The organism is Myxococcus xanthus, assembly GCF_006402735.1.
Lineage (GTDB): Bacteria > Myxococcota > Myxococcia > Myxococcales > Myxococcaceae > Myxococcus > Myxococcus xanthus_A.
Genome location: NZ_CP017174.1, coordinates 4,535,152 through 4,554,255, shown reverse-complemented (window position 1 = coordinate 4,554,255; position 19,104 = coordinate 4,535,152). Strand labels below are relative to the sequence as shown.

General features: G+C 68.5%; 14 protein-coding genes. 3 read left to right on the top strand and 11 right to left on the bottom strand.

Annotation, left to right across the window (positions count from 1 at the left end; translation table 11 throughout):
* Positions 1 to 142 precede the first annotated feature (142 nt).
* Complete coding sequence (locus BHS09_RS19015) at positions 143 to 2,446, bottom strand: TIGR02266 family protein (RefSeq protein WP_140798517.1); 2,304 nt, start codon at positions 2,444 to 2,446, stop codon at positions 143 to 145.
* 174 nt (positions 2,447 to 2,620) lie between these two features.
* Here BHS09_RS19015 and guaB point away from each other — a divergent pair, with 174 nt between their 5' ends.
* Positions 2,621 to 4,078 carry an IMP dehydrogenase gene (guaB, locus tag BHS09_RS19010; protein ID WP_140791943.1) on the top strand — a complete coding sequence of 486 codons (1,458 nt, stop codon included), beginning with the start codon at positions 2,621 to 2,623 and terminating at the stop codon, positions 4,076 to 4,078.
* Between the two features lie 121 nt (positions 4,079 to 4,199).
* Here guaB and BHS09_RS19005 read toward each other — a convergent pair whose 3' ends face one another.
* The gene (locus BHS09_RS19005) at positions 4,200 to 4,847 is read right to left on the bottom strand and encodes a hypothetical protein (protein ID WP_140791942.1); all 648 of its coding nucleotides are present in this window, start codon (positions 4,845 to 4,847) and stop codon (positions 4,200 to 4,202) included.
* 86 nt (positions 4,848 to 4,933) lie between these two features.
* Between BHS09_RS19005 and guaA the strand changes: the two genes are divergently transcribed.
* The gene (guaA, locus tag BHS09_RS19000) at positions 4,934 to 6,487 is read left to right on the top strand and encodes a glutamine-hydrolyzing GMP synthase (protein WP_140791940.1); all 1,554 of its coding nucleotides are present in this window, start codon (positions 4,934 to 4,936) and stop codon (positions 6,485 to 6,487) included.
* 122 nt (positions 6,488 to 6,609) lie between these two features.
* Here the strand turns inward: guaA and BHS09_RS18995 are convergent, their stop codons facing one another.
* On the bottom strand, positions 6,610 to 8,703 hold the full coding sequence (locus tag BHS09_RS18995) for a S46 family peptidase (protein ID WP_140791938.1): 2,094 nt from the start codon (positions 8,701 to 8,703) through the stop codon (positions 6,610 to 6,612).
* Positions 8,704 to 9,006: 303 nt separating this feature from the next.
* On the bottom strand, positions 9,007 to 11,427 hold the full coding sequence (locus BHS09_RS18990) for an ABC transporter permease (RefSeq protein ID WP_140791936.1): 2,421 nt from the start codon (positions 11,425 to 11,427) through the stop codon (positions 9,007 to 9,009).
* A 283-nt stretch (positions 11,428 to 11,710) separates the two neighbouring features.
* On the opposite strand from BHS09_RS18990, the gene BHS09_RS18985 reads away from it, so the two are divergent.
* Positions 11,711 to 12,316 (top strand): hypothetical protein, encoded by a 606-nt coding sequence (locus BHS09_RS18985; RefSeq protein WP_174258833.1) that lies wholly within the window; start codon positions 11,711 to 11,713, stop codon positions 12,314 to 12,316.
* Between the two features lie 28 nt (positions 12,317 to 12,344).
* Here the strand turns inward: BHS09_RS18985 and BHS09_RS18980 are convergent, their stop codons facing one another.
* The 7 genes from BHS09_RS18980 to era all read right to left on the bottom strand — a co-directional run bounded on the left by BHS09_RS18980 (position 12,345) and on the right by era (position 18,995).
* Positions 12,345 to 13,157, bottom strand: coding sequence for a DUF3014 domain-containing protein (locus BHS09_RS18980; protein WP_140791932.1), 813 nt, complete (start codon positions 13,155 to 13,157; stop codon positions 12,345 to 12,347).
* A gap of 156 nt (positions 13,158 to 13,313) precedes the next feature.
* Positions 13,314 to 14,195 carry a ribonuclease H-like domain-containing protein gene (locus BHS09_RS18975; protein ID WP_140798516.1) on the bottom strand — a complete coding sequence of 294 codons (882 nt, stop codon included), beginning with the start codon at positions 14,193 to 14,195 and terminating at the stop codon, positions 13,314 to 13,316.
* The gene (locus BHS09_RS18970) at positions 14,195 to 14,623 is read right to left on the bottom strand and encodes a (deoxy)nucleoside triphosphate pyrophosphohydrolase (protein WP_090492616.1); all 429 of its coding nucleotides are present in this window, start codon (positions 14,621 to 14,623) and stop codon (positions 14,195 to 14,197) included. The genes BHS09_RS18975 and BHS09_RS18970 overlap by 1 nt, the downstream gene beginning before the upstream one ends.
* The gene (locus tag BHS09_RS18965; protein WP_140791928.1) at positions 14,620 to 15,783 is read right to left on the bottom strand and encodes an outer membrane protein assembly factor BamB family protein; all 1,164 of its coding nucleotides are present in this window, start codon (positions 15,781 to 15,783) and stop codon (positions 14,620 to 14,622) included. Before BHS09_RS18965 ends, BHS09_RS18970 begins: the two co-directional genes overlap by 4 nt.
* A gap of 11 nt (positions 15,784 to 15,794) precedes the next feature.
* Complete coding sequence (locus BHS09_RS18960; RefSeq protein ID WP_140798515.1) at positions 15,795 to 16,598, bottom strand: tetratricopeptide repeat protein; 804 nt, start codon at positions 16,596 to 16,598, stop codon at positions 15,795 to 15,797.
* 71 nt (positions 16,599 to 16,669) lie between these two features.
* Positions 16,670 to 18,049 (bottom strand): ribosome biogenesis GTPase Der, encoded by a 1,380-nt coding sequence (der, locus tag BHS09_RS18955; RefSeq protein ID WP_140791924.1) that lies wholly within the window; start codon positions 18,047 to 18,049, stop codon positions 16,670 to 16,672.
* Position 18,050: 1 nt separating this feature from the next.
* On the bottom strand, positions 18,051 to 18,995 hold the full coding sequence (gene era, locus BHS09_RS18950) for a GTPase Era (protein ID WP_140798514.1): 945 nt from the start codon (positions 18,993 to 18,995) through the stop codon (positions 18,051 to 18,053).
* Positions 18,996 to 19,104: the final 109 nt, after the last annotated feature.

Sequence of the window (19,104 nt, the reverse complement as noted above, 5' to 3'; positions counted from 1 at the left end):
GGGAGCGCGCTCGTCTGTCCGGAAGGAAGCGAGGCGCTACATAGCAGGCAAATCCGACTATCTAGGCGATGGCCAGATTCACCGGAAAATTACCGAAACCATACATGACACTGAGTGCGATCAGGACACGCAGTGCGCGTTCTCAGGCTCTTCCGAACAACCCCTTGAGCCACCCCATAAAGCCCTTCTGCTTGGGTGCAACAGTCACACTGACAGCAGGAATCGAGGGCACGGGAGCCGACGAAGCGGGCCGAACGAGCACCGGCCGCGCGGCCGTGGCCATGGGCACCTTCACCGGCGCGGAGGGCCCTGTGGCCGTGGCCCCCGCGTGGCCCGCGCTCCGTGCCGCGGCTGCCGGGCCGGGCGCCGGCGGCGTCTCTGGTTCGATCTGCGCCAGCCGCGCCTTCACGGCCTCCGGGGTGTCGCGCGTGGTGAAGGTGCTCGTCACCTCGCGGCCCGACGAAGCCTCGCGCGCGGTGACCTTCAGCAGCGACTCGTTGCTGACCTCGAAGGTGACGTTCACCTGCACGGCGCCACGCGGGAGCTTCGGCAGGCCCTCCAGCTTCAGCGTGCCCAGGTACTCGTTGTCCGCGGCCTTGTCGGAGTCGCCCTGAAACACCGTGAGCTCCAGCTCCGTCTGGCCGTCGCGGTGCGTGGCCAGGGTGTAGCTCTTGGTGGACGGCAGCGACGTGTTGCGCTCCATCACCGCCTTGAAGCGGCCACCGGGCAGGCCCACGCCAATGGCCATGGGCAGCACGTCGATGAGCACCACGCCTTCCAACTGCCCCAGGCTGTGCGCCAGCAGCGCCGCGCCCAGCGCCACGGCCTCGTCCGGGTGCACGCCCTTGCTGGGCGGCTTGCCGAAGAACTTCGTGATCTTCTCGTGCACCAGCGGGAAGCGGCTCTGCCCACCGACGAGGATGACCTCGTCGATGTCCTGCGGCGTCACCTTCTTCGCTCGGAGGACCTCCTCGCAGACCTGGAGGGTGCGATCCACCAACCCCTCCGTCAGCTCTACCAGTTTCTGCCGCGAGAGCATGACGTCCAGGTCGCACGGCTTGTTGTCGATCATCGTCACGAACGCGACGTGCACCCGCACCTCCGAGCGCTCCGACAGCGCGCACTTGGCGCGCTCGGCCGCGTCGTTGATGCGCTGCAGGGCCACCCGGTCCCCTTGGAACGCGCGGCCCGTGGTCTTCTGGAACTCGTCCAGGAGGTACGTGACGATGGCGGAGTCGAAGTCGATGCCGCCCAGGAACGTGTCGCCGCCGGTGGAGATGACCTCGTAGACGTTGTCGTTCAGCTCCAGCACCGACGCGTCGAAGGTGCCACCGCCCAGGTCATAGACGAGCACGCGCTGGTTCAGCTTGCGGCCGTAGCCATAGGCCAGCGCCGCCGAGGTGGGCTCGTTGAGGATGCGCTCGATGTACAGGCCCGCCAGCTTCCCGGCCTCGCGCACCGCCTGGCGCTGGTTGTCGTTGTAGTAGGCGGGGACGGTGACGACCGCGCGGGACACCTGATGGCCCAGCTGGTTCTGCGCCACCTCCCGGACCTCCCGGAGGATGAGCGCGGAGATCTGTTGGAGCGTGTAGACGTGCTCGCCCAGCTTCACGCCCGCGTCGCCATTCTCACTGGCGGCGATCTCATAGTGGAAGCGGTCCTTGATCTGCTCCACCACCAGGGACGCGAAGGGCCGGCCCACCAGCCGCTTGGCGCCGTACACCGTCTGGCGCGGATTGGTGAGCATCTGCCCCTTGGCGGGGTGGCCCACCACCAGCTTGCCGCGCGTGTTGACGGCGATGATGGAGGGCACCGTGTTGTGGCCCTCGCGGCTGGGCAGCACGCCCGGCTTGCCGTTGCGGACGTAGGCCGCGCACGAGTTCGTTGTCCCCAGGTCGATGCCGATGACGACACCGGCGCGCTTCGGGTCCTCCGAGCTGAGGTTCAACGCCGCGTTGGAGATCATCTGCGGCGGCGCGGCAGGGGCCTCGGCTGAAGCACTGCCTGGCACGGGGGCCGGCGCGAAGAGCTCGGCGGCGAGGGCGACGGGCGTCTGCTCCGTGGGTGGGACGGTGTAATCCGGCGGCCCTACATTGGGAGGAACCGGGGGAACATCCGACTGGGCGTGGGGCAGGGTGACGACCAGCGAATCCAGGAGCCGCCGGGTGGGCGCATCCGCGTTCAGGAAGCGCAGGCCCATGCCGAGCACGCCCGGGCCGCCCTGACCTGTGACGTAGTGAACGACGGCCGCCGCGTAGATGATGCGTTCCCCGCCCGCCAGCTTGAGATCCAAGGTGACGGCCGTCCCCGGTGGCTTCACCGCGCGTGCGCGCAGATAGATGCCACCCCGGGTCACATTCGGGCCGTACTTCGCCAGGAACTCCTCAGGCGTCGCGAAGGGCAGCTTCACGACGAGCCCGACCGCACCCTGATTCGAATCCGTCAATGCCCGGTTCCTGAGACGAGAGGGGATACTGGGTTGCGATTATCGCCCGAACTCCGAGGGAACGGGCGTCAAAATCAGCGCCCTTCTCCGTTGCGCCGGGGCAGCGTACCTCGTATGGAACCGCACCCGCGGGCTGTGGTGCCCCGCGGGCATCTGCCCACGGGAGCGCTGCTCATGCTCAACCCCGATATCCGGCTCGCCCTCACCTTCGACGACGTCCTCCTGGTCCCGGGCGAGAGCTCGGTCGTCCCCAAGGACGTCGACCTGACGACCCGGCTCACCCGCAATCTCCGTCTCAACATCCCCCTCCTGTCGGCGGCCATGGACACCGTCACGGAGTCCCGGACCGCCATCGCCATGGCCCAGGAGGGCGGGATTGGTGTCATCCACAAGAACATGACGCCCGAGCAGCAGGCGCTCGAGGTCCTCAAGGTCAAGAAGTTCGAAAGCGGCATGGTGGTGGACCCCGTCACCATCGAACCGGAGGCCCCGCTGGGCCGCGCGCTGGAGCTGATGCGCCTTCACGGCGTGTCCGGCATCCCGGTGGTGAAGGGCCAGCGGCTGGTAGGCATCGTCACCAGCCGCGACGTGCGCTTCGAGACCAACTTCACCCAGACGGTGGAGTCGATGATGACGCGCAAGCTCGTCACCGGCCGCGAAGGCATCACGCAGGAAGATGCGCAGAAGCTGCTGCACGAGCACCGCATCGAGAAGCTCCTCGTCGTCAACGAGGCCTTCGAGCTCAAGGGCCTCATCACCATCAAGGACATCGAGAAGCGCCGCACGCACCCCAACGCGGCCAAGGACGGCATGGGCCGCCTGCTGTGCGCCGCCGCCGTGGGTGTGTCCGCGGACCGCGAGGCCCGCGTGGAGGCGCTCATCAAGGCCGGCGTGGACGTCATCGTCGTGGACACCGCGCACGGTCACTCCACCGCGGTGCTGGATGGCGTGCGCGACACCCGGAAGAACTTCCAGGGCTTCGAGCTCATCGCCGGCAACGTCGCCACCGCCGAGGCCACCCGCGCGCTCATCCAGGCGGGCGTGGACGCGGTGAAGGTGGGCATCGGCCCCGGCTCCATCTGCACCACCCGTGTGGTGGCCGGCGTGGGCGTGCCCCAGGTGACGGCCGTGGATGACTGCGTCCGCGAGGCCCAGAAGCACGACGTGCCCGTCATCTCCGACGGCGGCATCAAGTACTCGGGCGACATCGTCAAGGCGCTGGCGGCGGGCGCCAACACGGTGATGGTCGGCTCGCTCTTCGCCGGCACCGAGGAGTCCCCGGGCGACGTCATCCTGTACCAGGGCCGCAGCTACAAGAGCTACCGCGGCATGGGCAGCCTGGGCGCCATGAAGCAGGGCGCCAAGGATCGCTACTTCCAGGCGGACGTGGAGGCCGTGAAGTTGGTGCCCGAGGGCATCGAGGGCCGCGTGCCGTACAAGGGCACCCTGGCGATGAACGTCCACCAGATGCTGGGCGGCATCCGCAGCGGCATGGGCTACGTGGGCTGCCGCACCATCGACGAGCTGCGCACCCAGGCCACCTTCGTCCGCATCACCTCGGCCGGGCTCAAGGAGAGCCACGTGCACGACGTCATCATCACCGAGGAAGCGCCGAACTACCGCGTCGGGTAGTCCGGAGGGCGCCAGGGAGGGCGGTGGCCCGTCCTCCCGCGCCGCGTCCCGAGGCCATGAAAAAGGGCCCGCGCCTCTCGGCGGGGCCCTGGGTGTCCAGCCAGAGACGGCCGGAGCGTCCTTACCGGCCGCGCTTGCGGCCACCACCCGACGCGGGGGCGGACTCATCGGCCGCGGGGGTCGACGGGGCCACGCGCTTCTCCGCGGAGTTCACCTGGTTGAGCAGCGTGTCCTTGTCGTCCGGCTCCAGCGTCTCGATGGCCTGGCGCAGGGTGTTGAAGTCGAGCCGGGCGATGGTCACGGTGTTGCCGCCCTTGATTTCCTGGACGGTGGGCACGCCCACCAGCTCCCGCATGTAGGTCTCGAACTCCACCCGGACGTCGGCCGTCTGCTGGATGCAGTTGTCCTTGGCGTTGACCAGGTGCTGGGTGCCCTCGCGGTAGCTCAGGTCCGGGTTGCGGTTCATCGCATCCTCGAACGTGGCGGTCCGCTTGCGGAGGGAGGAGTACAGCTCGATGTAGTCCACCAGCCGGTCCGTCTCCGGCCGGTTCACATTGCGCGCCTTGATGAGCGCCTCGGTGGAGTCCTCGCAGGTGAGCTTCTCCAGCTCGGCGGCACCCGGCATCTCCTTCGCGGAGAGATTCTGGGTTTCGCGGTCCAGCCGCTCATCCGAGGAGATCTCCTTCACGCATCCGGTGGCGGACAGCAGGAGTAGGGTCGCAGCAGCGGTAGGGGCGGACAGGCGGCGGAGCATCCAGGCCTCGAACAATTGAAGGTACTTGGGCGTTGTATTCCGGAAGTTTGTAGCGATAAGGGCCCCCAGCCGTCAACGACGCCCCTCTTGGAGACTCCCAGGTGGACCTGCACGCCGAAAAAATCCTGATCCTCGATTTCGGGAGCCAGTACACCCAGCTCATCGCCCGGCGCGTCCGCGAGCTGGGCGTCTATTGCGAAATCCACCGCCCGGACCTCCCGGCGGAGGACATCCGCAAGTACGCTCCCCGCGGCATCATCCTCTCTGGCGGCCCGGCGTCCGTGGAGGCCCCGGACTCCCCCCGGTGCGACCCGTTCGTCTTCGAAGCCGGCGTCCCCGTGCTGGGCATCTGCTACGGCCTCCAGCTCACCGCCAAGCTGCTGGGCGGCAAGATTGACCGGAGCGCCCACCGCGAGTTCGGCAACGCGGAGGTGGAGGTGCTGGCCCGCCGCGGCCCCTTCGCCGAGTTCACCCCCGGGGACAGAGTCCAGGTCTGGATGAGCCACGGCGACCGGGTGGAGGCGCTGCCCCCCGGCTTCGAGGCCATTGGCCGCAGCGGCAATTCGCCCTTCGCCGCCACCGCCCACACGACGAAGCCCTGGTTCGGCGTCCAGTTCCACCCGGAGGTGGTCCACACGCCGCAGGGCAAGGCCATGCTGCGCGCCTTCGTCTTCAACGAGTGCAAGGTCAGCGGCTCGTGGACGATGAAGGGCTTCATCGACGAGGCCGTGGGCACCATCCGCCGCCAGGTGGGTGAGCACGGCCGGGTCATCTGCGCGCTGTCGGGCGGCGTGGACAGCTCCGTGGCCGCGCTGCTGCTGCACCGGGCCATTGGCCCCCGGCTGCAGTGCATCTTCGTGGACAACGGGGTGCTGCGGCAGAACGAGCGCGCCCAGGTGGAGGCGCTCTTCGTGGACCGCTTCCACGTCCCGCTGAAGACGGTGGATGCCCGCCAGCGCTTCCTGGACAAGCTGGCCGGGGTGACGGACCCGGAGAAGAAGCGGAAGATCATCGGCCGCGAGTTCATCGCCGTGTTCGAGGAGGCCTCGCGCGACGTGCAGGACGCGGAGTTCCTGGCCCAGGGCACGCTGTACCCGGACGTCATCGAGTCCGTGTCGTACAAGGGCCCCTCCGTCACCATCAAGAGCCACCACAACGTGGGCGGCCTGCCGGAGACGATGAAGCTCAAGCTGGTGGAGCCGCTGCGCGAGCTCTTCAAGGACGAGGTCCGCGCCCTGGGCCGCGAGCTGGGGCTGCCGGATGAGATGGTGTCCCGCCAGCCATTCCCCGGCCCGGGTCTGGCCATCCGCGTCCTGGGTGAAGTCACCGAGCAGCGCCTGGAGCTGGTGCGGCGCGCGGATGCCATCGTCCAGGAGGAGATTCGCAGCGCCGGCCTCTACAAGGAGGTGTGGCAGGCCTTCGCGGTGCTGCTGCCGGTGCAGAGCGTGGGCGTCATGGGCGACGAGCGCACCTACGAGTCCACCTGCGTGCTGCGCGCCGTCACCAGCGTGGACGGCATGACTGCGGACTGGGCCCGGCTGCCGTTCCCCGTGCTGGAGCGCATCTCCACGCGCATCACCAACGAGGTGCGCGGCATCAACCGCGTCGCCTACGACATCTCGTCCAAGCCCCCCGCGACCATCGAATGGGAGTAGGGCGGTAGGGCGTTTGACGCCCTGACGCGAAAGAGGCTGCCCGGTACATGTGCCGGGCAGCCTCTTCGTGTTTCAGGGGCCCTGGCCGACCGCGCCGGGGCCCCCATCTTCGCCCGAAGGCATTACTTCGCCGGGCTGGCCTTCACGGGCGGGACCTTGGTGCTGCCCGGGCGCAGCTCCTCGAGCAGCCGCGTGGCGCCGTAGATCTTCGTCAGCGACTCGATGATGGCCTGGCTGTGGACGCTGACCGAGCGGTTGACGCTCTCGTCGAAGCCGTACTCGCCGCCCAGGGACTGGATGTTGCCGTCGAACACGATGCCGACGATCTCCGCGTCCTTGTTGATGACCGGCGAGCCGGAGTTGCCGCCGATGATGTCGTTGGTGGAGACGAAGTTCATCGGCGTGGTGCCGTCCAGCGCCTTCTCGTTCTTCAGCCAGGACTTCGGCAGCGCGAAGGGCTCCTCACCCGTGGCGTGCTCGAAGGTGCCCGCCATCTGGGTGATGGGGCTGACCTGCTTGCCGTTCTCCGAGTAGCCCTTCACCGCGCCGTAGGACAGGCGCAGGCTGAACGTCGCGTCCGGGTACTGGTTGGTGCCGTAGATCTCGAACTTGGACTTGGCCACCAGCTCGCTGTTCTTGCGGATGATGGACTCGACGTTCTCCTCGTACGTCTTGCGGATGGCGCGCATGTCCGGGTCCACCGCGACGGCCAGCTGAATCATCGGGTCCTTGGACGCCGCGATGGCCGCCTTGCCGCCCTTGTACAGCGCCTGGCGGGCCTTCACGTCACGCAGCTTGGTGCCCTTCACCAGCCGCGCGGCCAGCTTCTCGGGGGACTCCTTGCCCAGCACCTTCTTCACGAAGGGGTGGTCGGAGCCCAGTTCCTCGCGCATCTTGGTGAGGCCGAACGTCAGGCGGGCAATCTCCAGCTCCGGGTAGACGGGAGCCGGGCTGAACAGCTGGGCCTCCAGCGCCGGGACGTTGGCCTGGTTGAACTCACGCAGGCGCTCGCCGTTCGCCTTCGGGAGCTCCTCGGCGCCGCGCACCAGCGTGCGGGCCACCTGGAAGAGAGTGGAGGACAGGCCGCCGCTGTTCTCCATGAACGTCAGGTCCTGACGGATGTTGCGCAGCTGCGCCTGGGCCTTGGCGATCTCATCCCACGCCGCGGCGTACTTCTTCTGCATCTCCGGGTTGGCTTCGACCTTCTTGCGCAGGTCCTGCTCCGCAGCGACCTTCTGCGCGAAGAACGTCTTGTCCAGCAGGGCCTCGTGACGGCCCTTGAGCGCCTTCACCGAGTTCTCCACGCCGAACAGCAGGTTGGTGGAGATGCGGCGCTGCTCGGCGCCACGGCGGCCGAACTCGGTCAGCATGCCGCGCATCTCGGAGAGCGTCATCAGCGTCTTGGGCAGCACCACGTCACGCTGGAACTCCAGCTCCGCGATGGTGAGGCCACGCGAGGTGCGGCCCGGGTGGCCGGAGATGAAGGTCAGCTCGCCTTCCTGAGCGCCCTTGTCGGACCACTTGAAGAAGTTGTTCGTCGTCGCCGGCTTGCCGTCCTCGTAGACGCGCAGGAACGTCACGTCGAGGTCGTAGCGGGGGAACTCGAAGTTGTCCGGGTCGCCGCCGAAGAACGCGATGGCGTGCTCGGGCGCCATCACCAGGCGGACGTCCTGGAAGCGCTTGTACTCGTAGAGGTTGTACTGGCCGCCCTGGTACAGGGTGACGACGTCACAACGCGCCTTGGCGTTGCCGGCGGAGCAGGCCTGCTCCAGCTCGGACATCTTCGCCTTCAGCGTGTCGGCGTACTTCTTACCGGTCAGGCCCTGGGTGGCCTTGTTCAGCGTCTCCGTGACGTCGGTGATCTTGACCAGCTGGTTGATCTCCATCGCCGGACACTGGGTCTCCTCGGCCTGCGCCTTCGCGTAGAAGCCGTTGGCGATGTAGTCCTTCTTCGCCGTGGAGAGCTGGTCGATACAGCCGCGCGCGCAGTGGTGATTCGTCATCACCAGGCCGTTGGCGGACACGAAGCTGGCCGAGCATCCGCCCGCCAGACGCGCCGAGGACAGGCGCACGTTGTCCAGCCACTGCTGGGAAGGCTCGAAGCCGTACTTCTCCTTCACCTTCGCGGAGGGAAAGTTGTTGTAGGTCCACATGCCCTCGTCGGCCATCGCGGGAGCCGCGCCGAGGAGGGTGGCAATCACGAACAAACGCTTCATGAAACGGTCCTTTCCAGGGCCATGGGTGTCGCGGTTCTGCGGGAAGCTCCTGGCTGGGTCAAGCCAGTAAAAAGCGGGGAGATTCGCCGGGGAACCCAACATGCAAGCAGGCATCTGATTCCCGCCGCCAGAGGTTGGATTCCGAGGAGAAACCGGCCTTGAACCGGGCCCATTGAGGAACAACGTGACGCGGAGGAAAAAGTCGCATTCGCGTCAGGATTTCCCGTCAACGCGACGTGTCATCCGGCTGCGTTCCACGACTGGGATTCCGCATCCCAGGCCTGGGACGCGGAAGTCCCGACGTCATTCCTTCCGGAGCGCCTGAAGCGGGTCCATTCGCGTCGCCCGCCGGGCCGGAACCCAGCAGGCGAGCAACGCCACGGCCGCGAGCAGCGCCGCCACGGCCCCGAACGTCCACGGATCCCGAGCGCTGACGCCGTGAAGCTGGCTTGCGAGCACCTGGGACAGGGCCAGCGCCGCCCCAAGTCCCACCCCGAGGCCCACGGCCGTCATGCCCGCGCCCTGGCCCAGGACGAGCCGGAGCACGTCCGCGGGCCGGGCACCGAGCGCCATCCGGACGCCCAGCTCCCTCGTGCGCTGGGCGACCCGGAGCGAGATGACCCCATAGAGGCCGTAAGCGGCGAGCAGGACGGCGAGGACCGCAAAACCGCCGAGCAGCCCCAGGACGAGCCTGCGCATCGCCAGGGATTGCGAGATGACCTGTTCCAGGGTGAGCGCCCGGTAGACGGGCACGGTGCCATCCACGCGGCGGATGGCCTCCCGGATGGCCGGCAGCAGCGTCTCCGGCGGCACCGACGTGCGCGTCACCAGGACGAGCCCGTCATCGCCCCAGGGCCTGCCATGGGGGACGTGGAACTCGGCCAAGGGGTCGCGCTCCAGTCCCGCCTGGCGGACATCGCCCACGACGCCGACGATGGTGTACGGCGTCGCCCCGATGCGCAGCCGGTGGCCCAGGGCACCTCCTGCCGGAAAGTGCCGGCGGGCCAGGGTTTCGTTGACGATGACCACGCCGGGCTGGTCCGGCGCGGCGTCCAGGGACGTGAAATCGCGCCCCTGGCGCAGGGGGATGCCCATGGCGGCGAAGTAGCCCGGACTGGTGGCGCGGCGCTCGGCGCGAGGTTCGTCGCCGGGCTCTGGCAGAGGAGTTCCTTCGACCTGATACCGAGCGTTGTTCCAGGCCCGTTGGATGGGGAGCACGGACGTCATACCCGCCGCAGTGACGCCCGGGAGCGCGCGAACCGCCTCCAGCACCGGCTCCAGGAGCCGTCCCGGAAGCTCCGCGTCCAGGGCGCCGTCCTTGAAGAACCGGTCGTCTGGGATGGACAGGTGCAGCGTGAGTACCTGGCCGGGGGCAAGTCCGGTGGAAGTCCCCAGCAGGTGCAGGAAGCCCCGTCCGAGCAGGCCCGCGCCGACGAGCAGCACCAGCGATAGGGCGATCTCCACAACGACCAGCGAGGCCCCCAGGCGACGGCCGAAGCCCGGCACCGTGCTGCCATCGCCCGCGGCGGCGAGCCCACCACGGACGTCCAGCCGGGAGACCTGGAGGGCCGGAAGCAGCCCGAAGGCCAGGCCGCTGACGCTGGTGATTCCGAGGAGGAACAGGAAGGCCGTGCCGTCCAACGCGATGTCCTGACGCCGGGGCAGGCTCTCCGGCGCCAGGGCGAGCAGCGCGTCCAGGCCCCAACGCGCCAGCAATGAGGCCAGCACGCCGCCCAGAACCGCCAGCAGGAGGCTTTCGACCAGGAGCTGCTGGACGACCCGGGCCCGGCCAGCGCCCAGGGCCAGGCGAACGGCCAGTTCGCGCCGCCGGGTGCCGGCGCGGGCCAGCAGCAGATTCGCGACGTTCGTACACGCGATGAGGAGCACCAGGGCGACGGCTCCGAGCAAGACCTGGAGCGGAGCCCGCCAGGACTGTGTCTGGCTTTCGTCGAGCGGAATGACCCGGGCGCTCCGGTCCCGGTGGGATTCCGCCTGGGCCGCCGCGGAGTTCGCGGCGACTTGCTTCAGCTGGGCCTCGGCGGAGGCCAGCGAGACGCCTGGCGCCAGGCGGGCCCGGAGGGTCAGCACCGTGGACCGGGTCCGGGCGGCGGCGTCCGGCGGAGCCACCAGGGGCAGCCAGACGTCCGTGGACGCGTCGAAAGACGCGGGCATCACGCCAATGACGGTGTGGGCCAGACCATCCAGGCTCACGGAACGGCCGAGGACGGCCGGGTCAGCGCCGAAACGGGCGCGCCAGAGACGCTCACTGAGGACCGCGACCGGGGCTTGGCCGGGCAGGTCCTCGTCGATTGCGAAAGTCCGGCCCAGCAAGGGCGGCACGCCATGAACCGTGAAGAAGTCAGCCGTTCCGCGAAGAGCCTGGAGGCGTTCAGGCGCATCCTGGGCCTGGAGGGTGACGCCGCCGCCTGTGAACGCCGCCATGTGCTCGAAGGCTGGGCTGTGTTGGCGCCAGGCCCAGAACGTGGGCCAGGACACCGGGCCGCCATAGCCCTGGGGGCGCACCTCGACGAGGCTGACCAGCCGCTCCGGTTCCGCGTACGGCAGCGGCCGGAGGAGGACTCCGTGGACCACGCTGAAGATGACGGCGTTGGCGCCAATGCCCAGCGCAAGGCACAGCACGGCGGCCGCGACGAAACCGGGCGAGCGGCGGAAGGTGCGGAGCGCGAAGCGAACATCCGCGGCGATCGAATCGAAGAAGGTCATGGCGGGACGTCGGGGGTGGAGATCCTGCCGGAATCGACTGCAATCGACGGACCGAAACCGGCCCGGACGGCCCAGAAACCAGGGAGGGGGAACGGCCTGAATCGACCCCAGGATTCGCGCTCGCTTAGTTTACATAACGCATGTTATCGGACCTTCTTTCAGAGGGAGAGGTCACGTCCTGGACGGTTATCCGCGGGCCCATTGCTACCAACCCACGGCCCGGCTGGCTGCCCGGCACTCGGTGCTTTCCGGCGTCCATCCAGGCGCATACCGTGGCCACCACATGCGTCTTCTTCGATTCGGACTCGTCGCCGCCACCTGCTGTGGCGCTCTCGTCCTCTCGGGCTGCCCGGACAAGCCGGCCGCCAGCCCGGACTCAGGGGTCGCCGAGGCACCCCAGGTCCCCGCGACGCCGCCGCCGACCCGGTTCTCACTCAGCTACCGGGCGCCGCCCAGCGCCCCCGCCGCGGCACCCGCCAACGACGCAGGCATCGCCGAGGACGCTGGAATCGCCGCCGCGGGCCTCACGGAGATCGCCCCGGCCCCCGATGACGCGACCATCATTGAGCCCACGTCGCTCCTGGAGCTCCGGACGTCCAGCCCGCTCAAGAACTACCGGGTCCGGCTGTTCGACGAAGCCGACCGGGCCATGGTGTCCGATGACGACGTCGAGGAATCCGAAACCGGCCTCGTCTACCGAATCCAGCTGCCGCAGCCGCTCAAGTCCGGATTCAGGTACACCCTGGTCGTGGATGCCCAGACCGGCACCGCGTTCACCGACGGCCTGGGCCGTGACGTCGACGAGTTCCGCCAGGCCCTTCAAATCGCTGGCGAAAAGGAAAAGCCAGCCCCTCCGCCCAAGCCCGCCGGCAAGAAGAAACGCCGTTGAGACTGGGCGACCCGGGACTGGCTTTGAATCAGCGGTCGGCGACTGGCGGCAGGCCCAGCGAGCTCTTCAGCTCCCGCAGCTTGGCCTGGATGAGCTGCATGTTCTGGGGCCCCATGCGCAGCAGATGCTTCTGCGCGGGGCTCAGGTCCTCGAACTCCGGCGCCGCATAGGCATACAGCGCGCCTTCGGGAACGACTTCCACCGGGCCTTCCTGCACGGGCACCTTGAGCAGATGCTGGATGGCCGCGCTCAAGGCGCTGCTGAATGTCTGTCCCGGCGGCGCAATCTCCGCGTGCGCCTGGTCAATCAGCGGCTTCAGCTCACGGTACACGCTGGCCGCGGACTGAGTGTCAATGGAGCCAATCACGCGGGCCACGGTGTCGTAGCGCGCGTAGCTGGCCGGATCGATGACCGTGGTGCCGTCCACCTGGCTCACCTGGAAAGCCCCCGTGGGCGCCAGGAACCCGAGCACCGTGCGCGGGCTCGAACCGTCCGCGATGTTGTTCACCGCGGCCGCGAAGCGCCGTACCAGGTCTTTTTCGCCCATCCACCGCGCGAGCTCGGGATCAGGCGAAAGCTGGCTCGCCAGGCTGCGGACCTCGGCGTCCCGTTCCGGCAGCGACGTTTCGGGCATCGTCGGGGGCGCCGCGGCCGTCTCGCCAGCAGGCTCCGTCGGAATCGCGAGAACCTCCGCGGGTAGTGACGCCTGACGCCGCAGACCGAAATACGACGCCACCAACGCCAGGCCCGCCAGCCCCAGGACGACGGCCAGCGTCTTGCCCTTGGAGCTTGAAGCGGATTCGGGAACCTCGGCCGGCGTCGGATTCGTCGGGTCGTTCATTCATTCCTCCGTAGGTGGACCCTTCAACCTACAAACGCCTCCCCAGGTCATTCCACCAGACCGCTACACTTCACACGCGGAGGTGTTCACCGTCCGGTACTCGCGAACGCACGGCTGCCGCCAGGACGGTGAACCGGGCACAGTCACCCTGCCCGCTCAGCCGTCCTGCTCCATGGCCCGGACGCGAGCAAGCGTCTGCAGGTCGCGCTCAGTCGGCCCCAGCTCCAGGATGATGCGGCTCACGTCGTAAAGCACGTCGCCACGCTCGAAGACTGGCAGCCGGGGAACATCCTGGTTCAAGTCGTCGGCGCCGCGGTTGTACGCCACGTCCATCAGCGTCCGGAGCTGGAAGGCGTCGTACAGGTTGTACTCGACGAGGAACCGGAGGGCCTCCACGTCGCCGCGGCGCTGGTACGCGCGCCACAGCAGCACCGCGTCGTAGCCATTCACGCCCTTCATGTGCGGCGGACGCTCGGCGCCGATCTTCCCTTCGATTTCCTTCAGGCCGCCGCCCATGCCCAGGCGCCGCGTCACGAACCGCAAGTCGATGTGCGCATCCGGCACCGGAAATCGCGCTGGGCCGAAGTAGTCACGCAGCACGGGCACGTCGAAGCACGAGCCGTTGAACGTCACCCACAGCCGCCGGGCCGCCATGGCCTCCGGCAGCGCGTCCATGTTCCGGCCCTGGATGAAGACGTGAAGGCCCTTCGAATCGAACAGGCTCACCACCGTGGGCGCCTGGGCCTCCCGGCCGTCCGTCTCGATATCGAAATAGACGGCGTCGTCCTGGAACTCCGGGTACAGCCGCCAGTGCTCCCGGCTCGGAAGCAGCTCCGCGAGCTTGCGCAAGTCCCGGCGGGCCAGCGCGTCCTTCGCCTCGGCGATGCGCGCCCGGGCCACGTCGTCGGACTTCCGGTTGAGCGCCACGCCCTGGCCGGCTTCCGGAAAATCATCCCAGGTGCGGATGCCGCGGGACCACAGGTCCTTCTCCCGCCAGGGACCGACGCTGGGGATGTGCTGGAACGTCCGCTGCAGCATCAATCGAGCGCGCCCAACCTTCCCGCCACCAGGTCGTCCAGGAGCGGGATGTCCGCCTCGCAGAACGGCAGTGACTGCATCTGCGCCGGCGTGTGGAACGCCAGCGCGTGGGCGCCCAGGGGTCGGGGCTCGCCCGAGACAATCCGGGCCAGGAACAACACCAGCTCCACCGTCAGGTCCGGATAGGAGTGCTGGCCCTCCCAGAGCCGCCGGCCCACGGCGAGCTCCACGTCCAGCTCCTCGCGGCACTCACGGGCCAGCGCGGCCTCGTCCGTCTCCCCGGCCTCCACCTTGCCGCCGGGGAACTCCCACAGCAAGGCGCGGCTTCCACCAGGGAGCCGCTGCTGCACCAGGAACTGGCGTCCATCCTCCGGCCGCGGAATCAGCGCCGCCACCACGCGGACCGTCCTGCGAGCCGGAGCCGTCACCCGTCAATCCCGTTCATGTCCAGGGAGTACAGGTAGCCATTGTTCGACAGCACGAACAGCTGCCTGCCCGCCGCGAAAGGCGGCGCGGTGATGCCACTCCCGGGGTTCCACGACACGCGCGAACGCCCCGTCTTGGGCTCCAGGAACAGCAGCGAACTGGACGTGGGCACAAGCAGCATTCCCTGGGCAAACACCGGAGCGAAGGCCGCCCGTTCCCCCAGGGGATGCGACCAGAGGAGCCGTCCCGTCTCCGCCAGGTATGCATCCACGCGGCCGTCACCCGCGGCGAAGAGCACCTGGCCGCTGACCAGCAGCGACGTCATGCCGGCCACGGAGGTATTCCACACCAGGTCGCCCGACTCCGACTCGAGCGCGAAGATGCCGCTCTTGTACGACGCGACGTAGAGCTGCCCGTTGGCGTCCATCACCGGGCTGCTGTCCACGTCCAGGAACTCGGAGCCGGCGCCGGACAGCGAGCGCTCCCAGGTGACGCCGCCGTCGTCGACGCTGAGCGCCACCACGAAGCCGTCAGAGAAGCCGATGTAGGCCACCCCTTCGCGCACCAGGGGCCGCGAAGCGCCGCGGACGGTGAAGCCGGTGGGCGGATCCCGGCGGTACTGCCAGGCCCACTGCCCATCCGAGATCTTCACCGCGAAGAGCGTGTCGCTCTCCGAGGCCACGAGCACCAGGCCATTCGCGACCACGGGCACCGTGGCCAGGGCCTCGCCCGCGACGTACTTCCACTTCTCCTCGCCCGAGGCCGCGTCCAGCGCGTACAGCACGCCGTCCCCGCCCGGAACATAGGCCACGCCGTCCACCACCCGGGCCCCGGCGTTGAAGCGGCTGCCCGTCTTGTACTTCCACTTCACCTGGCCGTCGGGACCCACGCCGCGGGCGAACCCGTCCCGCGTGAGCGCGACGGTCGTCCGGCTGACGGCATCATAGGCCGGCGTCGCCGTCTCACGCGGCCCGTACTCCAGCGTCTGCGGGGGCGCGAGCGGCGCCCACCAGTTGACGGAGAAGTACTCCAGCGGCGTGTTCGACGGCGGCCGGGGCAACTCCGGATTGCCGTAGTACCGCACGCCACTGCAGCCGCCCAGAAGCCCTGCCGCCACAGCGCCACCCAGCCAACGCTTCCAGCTCACGAGCCGCATCGTCATGGCGTGTGTTTCTACCCCGCGTCCGGAACGGGTGCAGCCGCCGGAGCCTCCGGGGCAGGAACCTTCACACCTTCGGACGCCAGCACCGCCAGGCGCTCACCGGCCTGACGCGCCGCCGCCGTGTTCGGCTGCGCCGTGGTCAGCTTCGACAGCACCTGGGCCGCCTCTTCCTTCTTGCCCAGGAGGATGAGCATCCGGGCCTTGTGGTAGTCGCCCATGCCCACCAGGAACGGGCCACCCGCGGCGCCCATCTGCTCGAAGGCCTTGATGGCGTCCTCGTACTTGCCGTCCGCCTCGAGCGCGTAGCCCTGACCCTCGAAGGCCTCCGCGCGGAGCGGATCGTTCTGGGCCGCGCCCTTGAGGTACTCACCGAAGGCGGTCTGCGCCGCGGCGTAGTTGCCCAGCCGGAACTGCGCCTTGCCCTCGGCCAGGGCGGCCGTCACCGCGGACGGGGTGCCGCCGTGCTGCTGGCGGAACTCGCCCAGCGACTTCACCACGGCCTCGTCGCGCTCCTTCACCGACTTGAAGGGGGGCTCCGTGTCACCGGGCTGCGCGGGTTCCACGCCCTCCACGGGCCGGTCGAGCACGGTCAGCGCCTGTCCCAGCGCCTGGGAGGCCTTCTCTTCGCCGCGCTTGGACACTTCGCTGGCGATGGCCACGCCCACGCCGCCCAGGATGAGCACGCCCGCGGCGAGCCCGATAATCTTCTGGCGCTGCGCAAGCCAGTCGCTCGCCTCGGTGCCCACCTTCTGGAAGGAGTCCGGCTGGCTGAGCTCTTTCTGGCGAATCTTCTCGGTCTTGGTGGTTCCGGCCACGTCTGGAAACCTCTTTTAAAGAGCGGCGCACTGTATGGAGCGCGCGCCGCGAGTGTCAACGCACTGACGCCTCAGCGCTTCCCCTGGCGTTGCGGCCGCTTGCGGGCCTCTCGCTTGGCCTGCCCGGGCCGGCCCTTGAAGATGAGCCGGATGGGCACGCGCAGGTCGAACGTCTTGCGCAGCTGGTTGGTGATGTACCGCTTGTACATGTCCGGAACGCCGTCCGGATGGTTCACGGTGATGGTGAAGGTCGGCGGCGCCGCGGCCACCTGGGCGATGTAGTACATGCGCAGCGGCTTGCCCCGGACGATGGGCGCCGGATGGTTGTCCACCATGTGCTCCAGCAGCCGGTTGAGCTGCGGCGTGGGCGCCCGGAAGCGGAACTGGTCGGCGAGCTCCGTCGCCACGTCCACGACCTTCTCCACCTTGGAGCCCGTCAGCGCGGAGGTGAAGAGGATGGGCGCATAGCCCACGAACTTGAGCGAGTGCTTGAGGGACTCGCGGAAGGTCTCCTGGCGGCGCTGGTCCGCGCCCACCAGGTCCCACTTGTTCACCACGATGACCAGGGCGCGGCCGCGCTCCTCCGCCAGGCCCGCCAGCTTGGCGTCCTGGTCCACCGCCGGCTCCGTGGCGTCCATCAGCAGCACCGCCACGTCGCTGCGCTCCATGACCTTGAGCGCGGCCACGACGGAGAACTGCTCCACGCGCTGGGCAATGGACTTCTTGCGCCGGATGCCCGCCGTGTCGGTGAGCAGCAGCTTGCGGTCCTTGTACGTGAGCTCGGAGTCCACCGGGTCCCGCGTGGTCCCCGCCACCTCACTGGCCACCACCCGCTTCTCTTTCAGGATGGCGTTGACCAGGGTGCTCTTGCCCACGTTGGGCCGGCCGATGATGGCCAGACGGATGATGCCGTCGTCCGGCGGCGCCTCCGCGTCCTCGTCCTCTTCCTTGGGCGGCAGCCTGGCGACGACCGAGTCGAACAGCTCCTGCATGCCCAGGCCGTGCTCGGCGGACAGGGCCTGCACGTCGCCCAGGCCCAGGCGGTAGAACTCACCGGCCAGCGCCTGCATCTGCCCAGTCGTGTTGTCCAGCTTGTTGGCGGCCAGCACCACCGGCTTGCCGCTCTTGCGCAGGTAGTTGGCCACGGCCTCGTCCGCGGCGGTGAGGCCCGCCCGGGCGTCGGTGACGAAGACGATGACGTCACACTCGTCCACGGCCAGCTGCGCCTGCTCCCGCACCTGCTGGAGGAGCTGGTCCTCGTCACCGGGCACGAAGCCGCCGGTGTCGATGAAGGTGAACTTGCGGCCTTCCCACTCCGCGTCCGCGTAGTGGCGATCCCGCGTCACGCCAGGCTCGTCCTGCACCAGCGCGACGCGCCGGCCCACCAGCCGATTGAACAGCGTGCTCTTGCCCACGTTGGGGCGTCCGACAATTGCGACCAGGGGCTTCATTTCAGTCGTATCCCAGCTTCTTGAGGCCTTCGGGGCGCTCGCTCCAACGCGGTTCCACGCGGACGCGCAGGTCCAGATACACATGCGCGCCCAGCAACCGCTGCACGGACTTGCGCGCATCGGTGCCAATGGTCTTCAGCATCTGCCCCTGCTTGCCGATGATGATGGCCTTCTGGCTGTCGCGCTCCACGAAGATGGACGCGGCGATGCGGATGAGCCCGCCCAGTTGGTTCGGCGGCGTGCCCGGCCGGGGCTCGCGCTCGGATTCGTCGAAGATGTCCACCACCACGGCCGTGGAGTACGGAATCTCCTGGCGGCAGTGGCGCAGCACCTGCTCACGGATGTACTCGGCCGCCAGCGCGCGCTCCTGCTGGTCGGTGAGCATGTCCTCGTCGAAGACGTTCTCTCCCTCCGGCAGGTGTCCCAGGACGGTGTGGAACAGCCGATCCACGCCGTCCTTCTCCCGGGCGGAGATGGGGACCACCTCGGCGAAGGGGAACTCCTGGCGGTACAGGTCGATGAGCGGCAGCAGCTGCCCCTTGGCAACGCTGTCGATCTTGTTGATGACCAGGAAGGTCGGCTTGCCGATCTTCTGCAGCCGTTCGAGGATGGCGCGGTTGCCTGGGCTCACCTCGGGCTTCTCGCTCGCCGGCGGCTCGATGAGGAAGAGGACCAGGTCCACCTCCTCCGCCGCCTGGAGGGCCACCTCGACCATGTAGCGGTTCAGCTCGCCCTTGGCCTGGTGGATGCCCGGCGTGTCGATGAACGCCACCTGCCCTTCCGGACGGGTGACGACGCCGAGGATGCGGTTGCGCGTCGTCTGCGGCTTGGGGGAGACGATGGCGATTTTTTCGCCCGTCAATGCATTGAGCAGCGTGCTCTTGCCCACGTTGGGGCGCCCGATGAGGGCGGCGAAGCCGCTGCGGTGTGTCTTGGGGGAGGCCATTGCTTCGGAGGTGATCTGGGACGCCGCTTACCGCGGAGGCCCGAAAAGGGAACGTCTGGACAGCGCCCTATCACAGCTCACCGCCCGCCCGGCCATGCCAGAACGGGCG

Excerpts from the sequence above, each read along its gene's own strand:
- guaB (WP_140791943.1), top strand. The coding sequence starts at position 2,621 with ATGCTCAACCCCGATATCCGGCTCGCCCTCACCTTCGACGACGTCCTC.
- BHS09_RS18995 (WP_140791938.1), bottom strand. The coding sequence starts at position 8,703 with ATGAAGCGTTTGTTCGTGATTGCCACCCTCCTCGGCGCGGCTCCCGCG.
- BHS09_RS18990 (WP_140791936.1), bottom strand. The coding sequence starts at position 11,427 with ATGACCTTCTTCGATTCGATCGCCGCGGATGTTCGCTTCGCGCTCCGC.
- BHS09_RS18985 (WP_174258833.1), top strand. The coding sequence starts at position 11,711 with ATGCGTCTTCTTCGATTCGGACTCGTCGCCGCCACCTGCTGTGGCGCT.
- BHS09_RS18980 (WP_140791932.1), bottom strand. The coding sequence starts at position 13,157 with ATGAACGACCCGACGAATCCGACGCCGGCCGAGGTTCCCGAATCCGCT.
- BHS09_RS18975 (WP_140798516.1), bottom strand. The coding sequence starts at position 14,195 with ATGCTGCAGCGGACGTTCCAGCACATCCCCAGCGTCGGTCCCTGGCGG.
- BHS09_RS18965 (WP_140791928.1), bottom strand. The coding sequence starts at position 15,783 with ATGACGATGCGGCTCGTGAGCTGGAAGCGTTGGCTGGGTGGCGCTGTG.
- der (WP_140791924.1), bottom strand. The coding sequence starts at position 18,049 with ATGAAGCCCCTGGTCGCAATTGTCGGACGCCCCAACGTGGGCAAGAGC.
- era (WP_140798514.1), bottom strand. The coding sequence starts at position 18,995 with ATGGCCTCCCCCAAGACACACCGCAGCGGCTTCGCCGCCCTCATCGGG.